The following is a 13,194-nucleotide window of genomic DNA, read 5'->3' on the forward strand; positions in this document are numbered from 1 at the left end:
GGGATCAGTCCTCGTCGTAGAGGCTGGCCACCAGGTCGTCGTACTTGTCGGCGATGGCCCGGCGGCGGATCTTCATGCTCGGGGTGACCTCGCCCTCGTCCACGCTCAGCTCGGCCGGCAGCACCGCGAAGCGCTTGACCGTCTCGTGCCGCTCGAGCTGGGCGTTGGCGGCGTCGACGTGGGTCTGCAGCAGGTCGTGCACCTTCGAGGAGGTGACCAGCGCCGCGTAGTCGTCGGTCTGCTCGCCGTTGCTGGTCGCCCAGGCCTTGATCGAGTCCGGGTCGAGGGCGATCAGGGCGGTGACGTACTTGCGCCCCTCACCGCTGACCACGACCTGGCTGGCGTAGGGGCAGGCCGCGACCAGGGCGCCCTCGACCTTCTGCGGGGCCACGTACTTGCCGCCGGAGGTCTTGATCAGGTCCTTCTTGCGGTCGGTGATCTTCAGGTAGCCGTCGGCGTCGAGCTCGCCGATGTCGCCGGTGTGCAGCCAGCCGTCGACGAAGGACTCCGCGCTCTGGTCCTCCAGCCCGTGGTAGCCCTTGGCCACGCCGGGGCCGGAGACCAGCACCTCGCCGTCCTCGGCGATGCGGAAGGTGGTGCCGGGCAGGGCCTGCCCGACGGTGCCCAGCCGCGGGGTGCGGGGGTCGTTGACCGCGACCACGGCGCTGGTCTCGGTCAGCCCGTAGCCCTCGATCACCACCAGGCCGGCGGCGTAGAACCAGCGCTGCACCTGGGCGTTGAGCTTGTTGGAGCCCGACACCATGAACTTGATCCGCCCGCCGAGGCGGTTCTTCAGCTTGCTGAAGACCAGCCGGTCGGCGATGGCGTACTGGACCTTGAGCGGGCCCTTCAGCGGCTCACCGCGCAGCCGCGGCTCGATCGAGCGCTCACCGACGGCGAAGGCCCAGTCGGCGATCTTGGCCTTGACCCCGTGCGCGGCACCCAGCCGGACGCGCGCCCGCACCTTCTCGAAGATCCGCGGGGCACCGGCCATGAAGGTCGGCTTGACCTCGCCGAGGCCCTCGACGATCCGCTCGATCACGCCGTCGACGGCGGAGGCGAACCCGATCTCGAGCTGGATGGCGATCAGCGTCTTGCCGAAGACGTGGGACAGCGGCAGCCACAGGAACTGCAGGTCGTCGGGCCGCACCAGGTCGATCCCCACCACGGCGTGGCCGACGTAGGACCAGCAGTCGTGGGTGAGCCGGACGCCCTTCGGCTGGCCGGTGGTGCCGGAGGTGTAGATCAGCGTGGCCAGCGAGTCAGGGTTGGTGGCCGCGATGGCCTCTTCCACCGAGTCCGGGTTCTCCGCCAGGTGCGCGCGGCCGCGCTCACGCAGCTGCTCCCAGGTGATCACCCGCTCGTCGTCGCTGCTGCCCTCGATCAGCACGATGGTGACCGAGGAGCCGGTGTGGCCGACGACCTTGGCCAGCTGCTCGGCGTCCTCGACGACCAGCACCTTGGAGTCGGAGTCGGCGATGATGTAGTCGATCACCGGGGCGGTGCTGGTGGGGTAGATGGTGGTCGTGGCGCCACCGGCGCACATCACGGCGAGGTCGGCCAGGATCCACTCGATCCGGGTCTGGCTGGCGATCGCCACCCGCTCCTCGGGCTGCAGGCCGAGGGAGAGCAGACCAGCGGCGAGCTCGAAGACGACGTCCTTGGTCTGACCCCAGGTCATCGACTCCCAGCCGAGCTGCGCGTTGCGGTGGCGGAAGGCCTCCCGCTGGCTGCCCTTGGCCACCTGGGAGACGAACATGGCGCCGACCGAGGGCGCGCGGTCGCTGACGTCGTAGCCGGCTGGCGCAGTGCTCATCGTCTGTTCCTGTCCTCGGGACCGTGCTGGCCAGGCGACCAGCGCACACCCGACGCGACCCACGGCCCCGTCGCGGTGTGCGTCGATCCTAGCCGGGTGGGCGCCCGCGCGGGGCCCGCGACCCGCGACTCAGAGCCGCTGCAGCACCACGGCCATCCCCTGCCCGCCGCCGACGCAGAGGGTCTCCAGCCCGATCTCGGCCTGCCGCTCGGCCATGGAGCTGATCAGGGTGGTCATGATCCGGGCCCCGGTGGCCCCGAACGGGTGGCCGAGGGCGATGGCCCCGCCGTGGACGTTGAGCCGCTCGGGGTCGATCCCGAGCTCCCGGGCCGAGGCCAGCACCTGGGAGGCGAAGGCCTCGTTGATCTCCACCAGGTCGACGTCGGCCATGGTCATCCCGGCGCGGCCGAGGGCCTGGCGGGTGGCCTCGACCGGCCCCATCCCCATCACCTCGGGGCTGAGGGCGCTGACGCCGGTCGACACGATCCTGGCCAGCGGGGTCAGCCCGAGCTCGCGGGCACGGGTGTCGCTCATGATCACCGTCGCGGCGGCGCCGTCGTTGAGCGGGCAGCAGCTGGCCGCGGTGACCGTCCCGTCCTCGCGGAACACCGGGAACAGCCGGGCCACCTTCTCCCGCGTCACGCCGGCGCGGGGGCCGTCGTCGGTGCTGACCACGGTGCCGTCGGCCAGGGTGACCGGGGAGATCTCGCGGGCGAAGAACCCGCCGGCGACCGCGGCCTCGGCCCGGTTCTGCGAGGTGACGCCCCACGCGTCCTGGTCCTCGCGGCTGACGCCCCAGGCGGTGGCGACGTTCTCAGCGGTCTGCCCCATGGCGACGTAGACGTCGGGGAGCTCCCCGTCCAGCCGCGGGTCGGTCCAGGGGCTGTTCGCCGCAGCGGTGGCGGCGCTGCGGCGCTGGGCCCCGGCGAAGGCGGGGTGGTGGCTCTCGGCCGGGTCCAGGCCGGCGCCGTCGAAGCCGCGGTAGCGGGAGACGCACTCCACCCCGGCGGACACGAAGGCGTGCCCCTCCCCCGCCTTGATCGCGTGGAAGGCCATCCGGGCGGTCTGCACGCTGGAGGCGCAGAACCGGTTGACCGTGCTCGCCGGCACCCCGTCCAGCCCGAGCAGCACCGCGACCCGTCGGGCCATGTTGCCCCCGTGCTCGTCGCGGGGGTCCGCGCACCCGAGGTACAGGTCGTCCAGCGTGGTGGGGTCGAGCTCAGGCACCTGCGCGAGGACGTCCGCGATCACGCCGGCCGCCAGGTCGTCGGGCCGGACGCTGGTCAGCGACCCCTTGAAGGCCCTCCCGATCGGGGTCCGGGTGGCAGCGACGACGACGGCTTCGGGCATGCCCCCAACGTAACGCCGCCACCCCGCCCCGCCCTCACCCCAGCCACCCCGCGAACACCCGACCCAGTACGACGTCCGACCGGGTACTCCCGGCCAGACGTCGCACGGGGAGCCAGGTAGCCGGTCACACCCAGGTAGCGGAACCGGCGCAGGACGTCCTAGCGCACCACCCGCGCGCGCTCACCCACCCGCAACCGCGCGGCACCCACCTCCAGCACAGCGGGACCCGCGTGGGCTCGCCCCACCGATCGAGCGGGTCACCCACCGCACCCAGGCAGGAGCGAGGGGGGTCGGGGGCTCGTGCGCACAGGCTGAAGACGCCTGAGACCCAGCCCCGGCCGGTGGGGACCAAGGCTGGGCCTCAAGGGGCAGCCTGTGCGGACGAGCCCCCGACCCCCCTCGCGGACTCAACCTGGGAACCAGAGACCCAGAGCGAAGATCAGGCCTGAACGGCTTCGATGGTGAGGGTGATGTCGACCTTGTCGCCGATCAGGAGCTTGTCGCCCTCGAGCGGGACGTTGAAGTCAAAGCCGAACTCCTTGCGGGAGATGGAGGTGCGGGCCTCCACGCCGAGGCGGGTGGCGCCGTAGGCGTCGACGTCGACACCGAGCAGCTCGGCGTCCAGGACGACGGGCTTGGTCACGCCGTTGATGGTCAGGTCGCCGGCGATCTCGTAGTCGGTGCCGCTGCCGGTGATGCCGGTGGAGACGAAGGTCATGGTGGCGTCGTTGGTGGCGTCGAAGAGGTCGGCGGAGCGGAGGTGGCCGTCGCGCTGGGCGTTGCGGGTGTTGACCGAGGCCAGCTTGATCTCGGCGGTGACCGAGGCGGCGGTCGGGTCCTCCGAGGGGGTGGTGATGGTGCCGGTGTACTCGTCGAAGGTGCCCCGCACCTTGCTCATCAGGTGGCGGACGGTGAAGGCGACCTCGGAGTGGGCGGGGTCGAGCTGCCAGGTGGCGGTGGTCAGGGTCTGGGTGGACATCGGGGCTCCTCGGGTGGGTTGGTCGTGGCCGACCATTGGTTGAAGATTCAACGAAACCGATGGTAGCGCAGGAAGTTGAACTGTCAACTTCTCGCGGTAGGGTGGGCGCATGCCCGATCGCGTCCAGGCCCGGTGGCTCACCGCCGACCAGCAACGGGTCTGGCGCGCCTACCTGCTCGGCACGGCCCGCATCAACGAGTACCTCGACGCCGACCTGCGCCGGCACGGGCTCGACCTGGCCGAGTACGAGATCCTGGTCTGCCTGGAGGAGAACGAGGGACGGCGGCTGCGCATGTCGGAGCTGGCCGAGGCCGTGCACCAGTCCCGGTCCCGGCTGACCCACACCGTCACCCGGATGGAGCGGCGGGGGCTGGTGGCCCGGGTGTCCTGCCCCAGCGACCGGCGCGGGGTCTGGGCCGAGCTGACGCCCGCCGGCTTCGACCTGCTGCGCAGCGCGGCCCCCAGCCACGTCGAGTCGGTCCGCGAGGTCTTCGTCGAGGCGGTGGCCCCGGAGGACTTCCAGGCCCTGGGTCGCGCTTTTGAACGAGTTCTCGATTCCGACCGGGAGTCGGCACACTGAGTGCCATGACGAACCGGGCCCTGGTCGACCGTGAGCTCGGTGGGCTCGCGTGGCGACTCGACAAGGACGGCGTCCGCGACGTCATCGACACCTCCACGCTGGCCCGCTCGCTCTACTCCAGCGACGCCTCCCTGTACCGGGTGGTGCCCCGCGGCGTGGCCGTCCCCCGCAGCACCAACGAGCTCGAGGCGGTGCTGGACGCCGCCCGCGAGCGCGGCGTGGCGGTGACCCTGCGCGGCGGCGGGACGTCCTGCGCCGGCAACGCCGTAGGACCGGGCCTGGTCGTCGACGTCTCCCGGCACCTGAACCGGGTCATCTCGGTGGACCCCGAGCAGCGCGCCGCGGTGGTGGAGCCCGGCGTGATCCAGTCCGAGCTGCAGAAGGTGGCCGCCCCGCACGGGCTCCGCTTCGGCCCCGACCCCTCCACCCACAACCGCTGCACCCTCGGCGGCATGATCGGCAACAACGCCTGCGGCCCGCGCGCCCTGGGCTACGGCAAGACCGCCGACAACGTGCTCGGTCTGGAGGTGGTGGCGGGCAACGGTGAGCGGCTGGTGCTCGGCGGACCCGACGCCACCCCGGTGGAGGACTCCCCCACCCTGACCGCCCTGCGCGAGCTGGTGGCCTCCTCCCTCGGCACCATCCGCACCCAGTTCGGCCGCTTCGGGCGCCAGGTCTCGGGCTACAGCCTGGAGCACCTGCTGCCGGAGAACGGCTTCGACGTCGCCCGCTTCCTGGCCGGCACGGAGGGAACCCTGGTCACCATCACCAGGGCCACCGTGCGTCTGGTGGCCGACCCGCCGCACCGGATCATGGTGGCGCTGGGCTACGCCTCGATGGCCGACGCCGCCGACGACGCCCCCACCGTGCTGGCCCACGCGCCGACCGCCTGCGAGGGCCTGGACTCCCGGATCGTCGACGTGGTCCGCCGCCGGCTGGGCGACTCCTCCGTCCCGGCCATGCCCGAGGGCGAGGGGTGGATGCTGGTCGAGCTGGCCGACACCGACCCCGCGCGGCTGGCCACCCGCGCGGCCCTGCTGCTGGAGGCCAGCCACTGCCTGGACGGGCTGGTGGTGGCCGACCAGGCCCGGGCCAACGCGCTGTGGAAGATCCGCGAGGACGGCGCCGGGCTGGCCGGCGTCAGCCTCGGGCGTCCCGCCTACCCCGGCTGGGAGGACGCGGCCGTCCCGCCGGAGCACCTGGGCGAGTACCTCCGGGCCTTCGACGACCTGCTCACCCGCCACGGGCTGCGCGGACTGCCCTACGGCCACTTCGGCGACGGGTGCGTGCACGTCCGGATCGACTTCCCCCTCACCGAGGAGGGCGGTGCCGCGGGCTACCGCGAGTTCGTCACCGAGGCCGCGACCCTGGTGGCCTCCTTCGGCGGCTCGATGTCGGGTGAGCACGGCGACGGCCGGGCCCGCTCGGCGCTGCTGCCCAGCATGTACTCCCCCGAGGCGATCGCCCTCTTCGGCGCGGTCAAGCAGGTCTTCGACCCCGCCGGGCTGCTCAACCCCGGCGTGCTGGTCGACCCCCGCCCGGTCGACGCCGACCTCCGCGCCGAGCAGGTCCGGCTGGCCCCGATGCGCGGGCGCGAGCTGCACCTGGCCGACGAGGTCCACCGGTGCAGCGGCGTGGGCAAGTGCATCGCCGACACCACCGGGGCCGGCGGGGTGATGTGCCCCTCCTACCAGGCCACCCGCCAGGAGAAGGACTCCACCCGCGGCCGGGCCCGGGTGCTGCAGGAGATGGTCAACGGCACCACGGTGAAGAAGGGCTTCCGGTCCCCCGAGGTGCACGAGGCCCTCGACCTCTGCCTGTCCTGCAAGGGCTGCCGCCGCGACTGCCCCACCGGCGTCGACATGGCCGCCTACAAGTCCCGGGTGCTGGACGAGACCTACAAGGGCGGGATCCGGCCGCGCAGCCACTACGCGCTGGGCTGGCTGCCGCGCTGGGGCCGGCTGATCACCCGGGTGCCCGGGCTGGCCGCCGTGACCAACGCCGTGATGGCCACCCCCGGGCTGCGCTCGCTGCTGCGCTGGGGCGCCGGCGTCGACCAGCGACGTCAGCTCCCCCGCTTCGCCACCACCTCCGCCACCCGCGCCGGACGGGCGGCCACCGGTACGCCGGAGGCACCGAACGGTCCGGTGGTGCTCTGGGTGGACTCGTTCTCGGACTTCTTCGACGGGCCGGGGGCGGACCCGATGGTGCAGCTGCTGCGCCGGGCCGGCTACGACCCGCAGTTCCTGCCTCGCGACGCCTGCTGCGGGCTGACCTGGATCAGCACCGGCCAGCTGGACGGCGCCCGCCGCCAGCTCCGCAGCGCCCTGGACGTGCTGCACCCGGTAGTCAGCGCCGGTACGCCGGTGGTGGGGATGGAGCCGTCCTGCCTGGCGGTCTGGCGCAGCGACGCCCCCGAGCTGCTCCCCGACGACCCGCGGGTGGCCGACGTGGCCACCGGGGTGCTGACCCTGGCCGAGCTGCTGGCCCGGACCCCGGGCTGGACCCCGCCGGACCTGTCCGGGACGACCGTGGTGGCCCAGCCGCACTGCCACCACGCCTCCGTGCTCGGCTGGAAGGCCGACGCCGCGCTGCTGGCCTCCACCGGTGCGGAGGTGACGACGGTGGGCGGCTGCTGCGGCCTGGCGGGCAACTTCGGGGTCGAGCAGGGCCACTACGAGGTGTCGGTGAAGGTGGCCGAGCACGACCTGCTGCCCGCGGTCCGCGCCGCCGGGGACGACGCCCTCGTGCTGGCCGACGGGTTCTCCTGCCGGACCCAGCTGGCCGAGCTCGCCGACCGCCGGGCGGTCACGTTGCCCGAGCTGCTGCTGCGAGGGGCCGACGACGCCCGCTGAGGCACGTCCCGGCACCGGCTGCGTGGCGGCCCCGGAGGGTCAGTCCCACCAGAAGAACCACACGTGGCGCTCCGGCCGCAGGGTCGGCAGCGTCTCGCGGTAGGCGTCGACCGCCGGGCCCTGGTCGATGACGTCCCCGCACAGCGCGTAGTGCTCGCTCACCACCTGGTCGAGCGCGGCCGGCTCGGTGGGGAGGCGCCCGGCCTGCAGCTGCAAGGTGTCGAACCCGATGGCCAGCAGCACCGCGCCGAACCGGTCCTCCCAGCTCCGCAGCACCGCGCTGAGCTCCCCGGGACCCAGGCCGGTGTTGACCGTGCCCATCCAGCCGAGGCGGGCCGGGACGTCGGCGGGCCGGGCCACCGGGACGAGCATCAGGTGCGTCCCCGGCTCGTGCAGCGGCAGCTCGACCGGGGGGTCGCAGGGGCCGGGGACCGCGGGGGCGAGACCGGTGAAGACGAACCGCGGGTCGGGCTGCGACTCCTCGTCCAGGGTGCCGTCGTCGGTGTGCCCGGCCAGCACCGCGGCCGGGTCGTGCAGGCCCGGGTCCTGGCGCTCGCCGAGCTCGCCGTCGAACCAGGGACGGTCCGCGCCGTCGTCGAGCCCGGTGGCCAGCACCGGCCACAGCCCGGTGCGGGAGAAGGCGGCGGCCAGCGCGCGCCAGAGCCGGTCCAGCTCCGGCGGGTCGAGCGGTTCGCGGGTGATCCAGGCGTAGTTGTCCCTGGCGCGGGCGAAGGTGGGGTGCGGGTGGATCCGGCGCCCCTCCGGCAGCGCGACGCCGGCCACGGTTCCCGGCCCGTCGGGCGGGAGCGGGTCGGTGCGCTCGGGCGTCCTCACCTGGCGGACCCTACGAGGACCGGAGGTCAGGCCGCCGACGTCCAGGTGTGCACCTCGTGACCGGCGATGAACACCCGCAGCGCGCGCTGCATGACGTCCAGCGGGTCCCCGCTCCACAGCACCAGGTCGCCGAGCTTGCCGACCTCGAGCGAGCCGATCCGGTCCTCCAGGCCGAGGACGCGGGCCGGGTGGATGGTGATCGAGCGCAGCGCGGTGACCGGGTCGAGCCCCTCCTTGACCGCGAAGGTGGCCTGGTGGACCAGGAAGTGGATGGGGATCACCGGGTGGTCGGTGATGATCGAGATCTCCACCCCGGCCCGGGCCAGCCGACCGGGGTTGGCCAGCGAGCGCTGACGCAGCTCGACCTTGGAGCGGCTGGTCAGCAGCGGGCCGATCAGCACCGGGACCCCGCGCTCGGCCAGGAGGTCCGCGACCAGGTGGGCCTCGGTGCCGTGGTCGAGGACCAGCTCGTAGCCGAACTCGTCGGCGATCCGCACCGCGGTGGCGATGTCGTCGGCGCGGTGGGCGTGCTGGCGCCAGGGGATCTCACGGGCCAGCACCGAGGCCAGCGCCTCCAGCCTGAGGTCGCGGGCGTCGAAGCGCTCGCCCTCGGCGACCGCCTTGGCGCGCTTGGCCTGGTAGTTCTCCGCGGCCACGAACGCCTCCCGCATCACCGCGGCGGTGCCGAGCCGGGTGGAGGGCGTCTTCTTCTGCTCGCCGTAGACCCGCTTCGGGTTCTCCCCCAGCGCGGCCTTGAGCCCGGCGGGTGAGCGCAGCACCATCTCCTCGACGGTGCGTCCCGAGGTGTGCAGGGCGACGCACAGCCCGCCGATCACGTTGCCCGACCCCGGGTTGACGCAGACCGTGGTGACGCCGCCGGCCAGGGCGTCGGTGAAGCCGACGTCGCCGGGGTAGATCGCGTCGAGCGCGCGGACGTGGGCGGTGACCGGGTCGGTCATCTCGTTGGTGTCGTTGCCGGACCAGCCCTCACCCTCCTCGTGCACCCCGAGGTGGGTGTGGGCGTCGACGAAGCCGGGCAGCAGCCACTGGCCACCGGCGTCGACCACCTCCGCACCCGAGGGCACCCCGACGTCGGGCCCGAGCGCGCTGATGGTGCCGTCGGTGACCACGACGGTGCCGTCGAAGGGCTCCCCGGTGACCGGGACGACGTGGGCGTTGGTGATCGCGAGGGTGGGCATGGCACCACCCTAGGCGGGGCCGGTCGGGGGTCGGGGACGGGCGGTGGCGTCCCGTCTGCTCCCCGCGAAGGCTCGGGCGGGAGGCCGCCCGGTGCGGTGGCCGTCCGTCCCGGGGCATCCGGGCAGGATCGGCTGGGGCCGGACGCCGTACCGCCGGCGCAGGCGGTGGTGGCGCCGGCGCGGGAGCGCGGCGACGCTCAGCGCGGAAGCCGTGGGGAGGCGGACGGTGCTCCGGCACCGCGGACGCGTCCGACGCCGTCGTGGTGGGCCGAGGGCGGTGGCTCCGCCCGGGGACTGCGCCCCGCCGCCGCACCGGTCCGGCGGAGACGTGCCCGGTCCTCGGTCGGCCGGTCCCGGTAGAGTGCGCGCCCATGAGCGGCACGCTGGACCTGGCCGTTCCCCCGGGGCCGGGGATCCCCCAGGGCCTCGTCGTCCCCGGTGAGGAGCTGGTGGAGCGCTTCAGCCGCTCCTCCGGGCCGGGCGGGCAGTCGGTCAACACCGCCGACACCCGGGTGGAGCTGGTCTTCGACGCCACCGCGAGCAGCGTGCTCCCGCCCCGTGCGGCCGACCGGCTCGGGGTGGTGCGGATCGTGGCGTCGGAGCAGCGCAGCCAGCTGCGGAACCGGGTGGCGGCGCGGGAGCGGCTGGCCGAGCGGATCCGTGAGGCCTGCGCTCCCCCACCGCCGCGCCGGGTGCCGACCAAGCCGTCGAAGGGCTCGCGCCGGCGCCGGGTGGACGCCAAGGTGCAGCGCGGGCGGACCAAGGCGCTGCGCGGGCGGGTCCGCCCGGACTGACTCAGACGTCGACGCGGTAGCCGAGCTCCAGCTCGTCGCCTGGGACGCCGCGGATGCCCCAGTTCTCCCGGGGCGTCTCGGTGATGGTGATCTCGACGTCCTCCGCGGCCAGCCCGAGGGCAGTGGTGCGCCGGTACACCCCGGCGATGAAGGCCTTCTTGGCCGCGGTGCTGCGCCCGGTGAAGAGCGACACCTCGATGATCGTGTAGTCCTCGCTGCGCGGGTGCAGGAACAGCTCGCGCGGCAGAGGCACGAAGCGGTGGAACCGCTTGCCGGGGGGCAGCCCGAACGCCTCCTGCGCGGCGGCGTGGACGGCTTCCGACAGCGCCGGCACCCTGGGCTCCAGGATGCCGGCGGTGCCGGTGACGACGACCTGCGCCATGCTCAGTCGCGGGTCAGACGGCGGTGCGTGGCCCGGTGCGGCCGCGCCGCCTCGGGCCCGAGGCGCTCGAGCTTGTTGGCCTCGTAGTCGGCGAAGTTGCCCTCGAACCAGAACCACTTGGCCTGGTTCTCCGCATCGCCCTCCCAGGCCATGATGTGGGTGGCCACCCGGTCCAGGAACCACCGGTCGTGGGAGATCACCACGGCGCAGCCGGGGAACTCCAGCAGCGCGTCCTCCAGGCCCTGCAGCGTCTCCACGTCCAGGTCGTTGGTCGGCTCGTCGAGCAGCAGCAGGTTGCCGCCCATCTTCAGGGTGAGGGCCAGGTTCAGCCGGTTCCGCTCACCTCCGGAGAGGACGCCGGTGGGCTTCTGCTGGTCGGGCCCCTTGAAGCCGAAGGAGGCCACGTAGGCCCGCGACGGCATCTCGAAGTTGCCGACCTTGAGGAAGTCCAGGCCGTCGGAGACGACCTCCCAGACGTTCTTCTTCGGGTCCAGGCCGCCACGGCCCTGGTCGACGTAGGAGATGGAGACGGTCTTGCCCAGCTCCAGCGAGCCGGCGTCCGGCTGCTCCTCACCGACGACCATCTTGAACAGCGTCGACTTGCCGACGCCGTTGGGGCCGATGATGCCGACGATCCCCGAGCGGGGCAGGTCGAAGGTGAGCCCGTCGATCAGCACCCGGTCCCCGAAGCCCTTGACCAGGTCGTTCACCTGCAGCACGTCGGTGCCCAGACGCGGGCCCGGCGGGATGTTGATCTCGGAGGTGTCGATCTTGCGCTCGCGCTCGGCGGCGCTGGCCATCTCCTCGTAGCGGGCGAGGCGGGCGCGGTTCTTGGCCTGGCGGGCCTTGGGGCTGGAGCGGACCCACTCCAGCTCCTTCTCCAGGATCTTGGCGCGCTTGGCGTCCTTCTTGCCCTCGACCTGGAGCCGGGAGCGCTTCGTCTCGAGGTAGGCGGAGTAGTTGCCCTGGTAGCCGTGGATCTGGCCGCGGTCGACCTCGCAGATCCACTCCGCGACGTTGTCCAGGAAGTACCGGTCGTGGGTGACGGCCAGGACGGCGCCGGCGTAGCTCTTCAGGTGGCCCTCGAGCCAGTTCACCGACTCGGCGTCCAGGTGGTTGGTGGGCTCGTCGAGGAGCAGCAGGTCCGGCTTCTGCAGCAGCAGCTTGCACAGCGCGACGCGTCGTCGCTCACCACCGGAGAGGACGTCCACGAGGGCGTCCGGCGGCGGGCAGCGGAGCGCGTCCATGGCCTGCTCCAGCTGGGCGTCGATGTCCCAGGCGTTGCGGTGGTCCAGCTCGGTCTGGACGTCGCCCATCTCGGCCATCAGCGCGTCGAAGTCGGCGTCGGGCTCCCCCATCAGGACCCCGAGCTCGTCCATCCGGCGCTGCAGGCCCTTGGTCTCGGCCACCGCCTCCTCGACGTTCTCCAGGACGGTCCTGCCCTCGGTGAGCGGCGGCTCCTGCAGCAGGATGCCGACCGTGGCGTCCTTGGCGAGCATGCCGTCGCCGTTGTCGGGCTGGACCAGCCCGGCCATCACCTTGAGCAGGGTGGACTTGCCGGCACCGTTCGGGCCGACGACCCCGATCTTCGCCCCGGGCAGGAACGACTGGGTCACGTTGTCGAGGACGACCTTCTCGCCCAGCTTCTTCCGGACGGTGTGCAGGGTGTAGATGAACTCAGCCATCGAGGTGCTTCAACCTTCGCAGACGTGGGATGTGCGCACCAGCAGGGGCACGCGGGCCGGCTACGAGTATGCCAGCGGGGACCGACACCGCACACCGTCCGCACTTGTCCACAGGCCGGGCCGCCTCAGGAGCCCTGTCCACAGGCCCGTGCCGGCGGCGACCGGGACGGGTGCTCCGACGCCATGGTCTGGGCAGGTCCCGCGGCACCGGTCGCGACCCGAGGAGAGGAACGAGCATGGACGCAGTGCTGGAGCTGAGCGGCAACGTCGGCACCGAGGTCGAGACGAAGGTCACCCGGGGAGGCTGGCCCACCGCCAGCTTCCGGGTGGCGTGCACGCCCCGGCAGCGACGCGGTGGTGAGTGGGGGGACGCCGAGACGATCTGGCTCACCGTCACCTGCTTCCGCGGTCTGGCCGAGAACGTGGCGTCGTCGGTGTCCAAGGGCGACCCGGTGCTGGTGAACGGCCGGCTCCGCCTCAGCTCCTGGGAGGACGAGCACGGGGAGCGGCGCGAGCGCCTCGTGCTGGAGGCCACCACGGTCGGGCCCGACCTGACCCGTGGCACCAGCACCTTCCGGCGGTCCGAGCGCCCGGTCGTCGAGGACGAGACCGACGAGGCCTACCGGGAGCTGATCCTGTCGGTCGAGCAGGAGCCGGAGCCGGCCGCCGCCGTGGCGGGCTGAGCCGGGCGGGGTGGTGGGTGCCGGGGACGGCTCCCGG

General features: G+C 73.0%; 11 protein-coding genes. 4 read left to right on the forward strand and 7 right to left on the reverse strand.

What is annotated here, in order from left to right:
• Positions 1-4: 4 nt before the first annotated feature.
• The 3 genes from BLT52_RS20185 to BLT52_RS20195 all read right to left on the reverse strand — a co-directional run bounded on the left by BLT52_RS20185 (position 5) and on the right by BLT52_RS20195 (position 4,145).
• Positions 5-1,816, reverse strand: a complete 1,812-nt coding sequence (locus tag BLT52_RS20185) for an AMP-dependent synthetase/ligase (RefSeq protein WP_090596002.1) — start codon at positions 1,814-1,816, stop codon at positions 5-7.
• 129 nt (positions 1,817-1,945) lie between these two features.
• The gene (locus BLT52_RS20190) at positions 1,946-3,166 is read right to left on the reverse strand and encodes an acetyl-CoA C-acetyltransferase (protein ID WP_090596003.1); all 1,221 of its coding nucleotides are present in this window, start codon (positions 3,164-3,166) and stop codon (positions 1,946-1,948) included.
• Positions 3,167-3,605: 439 nt separating this feature from the next.
• Positions 3,606-4,145 (reverse strand): YceI family protein, encoded by a 540-nt coding sequence (locus BLT52_RS20195; protein ID WP_090596005.1) that lies wholly within the window; start codon positions 4,143-4,145, stop codon positions 3,606-3,608.
• Positions 4,146-4,254: 109 nt separating this feature from the next.
• On the opposite strand from BLT52_RS20195, the gene BLT52_RS20200 reads away from it, so the two are divergent.
• Together BLT52_RS20200 and BLT52_RS20205 are read left to right on the forward strand one after the other, a co-directional pair.
• Entirely contained in the window at positions 4,255-4,725 is a 471-nt protein-coding gene (locus BLT52_RS20200) for a MarR family winged helix-turn-helix transcriptional regulator (protein ID WP_090596006.1), read from the forward strand.
• 5 nt (positions 4,726-4,730) lie between these two features.
• Entirely contained in the window at positions 4,731-7,580 is a 2,850-nt protein-coding gene (locus BLT52_RS20205; protein WP_090596008.1) for an FAD-binding and (Fe-S)-binding domain-containing protein, read from the forward strand.
• A 39-nt stretch (positions 7,581-7,619) separates the two neighbouring features.
• Here BLT52_RS20205 and BLT52_RS20210 read toward each other — a convergent pair whose 3' ends face one another.
• Both BLT52_RS20210 and BLT52_RS20215 read right to left on the reverse strand, forming a co-directional pair.
• Positions 7,620-8,414 (reverse strand): DUF4253 domain-containing protein, encoded by a 795-nt coding sequence (locus BLT52_RS20210; RefSeq protein ID WP_090596009.1) that lies wholly within the window; start codon positions 8,412-8,414, stop codon positions 7,620-7,622.
• 26 nt (positions 8,415-8,440) lie between these two features.
• Entirely contained in the window at positions 8,441-9,613 is a 1,173-nt protein-coding gene (locus BLT52_RS20215) for an amidohydrolase (RefSeq protein ID WP_090596011.1), read from the reverse strand.
• A gap of 371 nt (positions 9,614-9,984) precedes the next feature.
• Here BLT52_RS20215 and arfB point away from each other — a divergent pair, with 371 nt between their 5' ends.
• Complete coding sequence (arfB, locus tag BLT52_RS20220; RefSeq protein ID WP_090596012.1) at positions 9,985-10,407, forward strand: alternative ribosome rescue aminoacyl-tRNA hydrolase ArfB; 423 nt, start codon at positions 9,985-9,987, stop codon at positions 10,405-10,407.
• 1 nt (position 10,408) lies between these two features.
• Here the strand turns inward: arfB and BLT52_RS20225 are convergent, their stop codons facing one another.
• Entirely contained in the window at positions 10,409-10,789 is a 381-nt protein-coding gene (locus tag BLT52_RS20225) for a tautomerase family protein (protein ID WP_090596014.1), read from the reverse strand.
• 2 nt (positions 10,790-10,791) lie between these two features.
• Positions 10,792-12,474, reverse strand: a complete 1,683-nt coding sequence (gene ettA, locus BLT52_RS20230; protein WP_090596015.1) for an energy-dependent translational throttle protein EttA — start codon at positions 12,472-12,474, stop codon at positions 10,792-10,794.
• A 236-nt stretch (positions 12,475-12,710) separates the two neighbouring features.
• Between ettA and BLT52_RS20235 the strand changes: the two genes are divergently transcribed.
• Entirely contained in the window at positions 12,711-13,157 is a 447-nt protein-coding gene (locus BLT52_RS20235; RefSeq protein WP_157677270.1) for a single-stranded DNA-binding protein, read from the forward strand.
• The last annotated feature ends 37 nt before the right edge of the window (positions 13,158-13,194 follow it).

Source organism: Auraticoccus monumenti (assembly GCF_900101785.1).
Classification (GTDB): domain Bacteria; phylum Actinomycetota; class Actinomycetes; order Propionibacteriales; family Propionibacteriaceae; genus Auraticoccus; species Auraticoccus monumenti.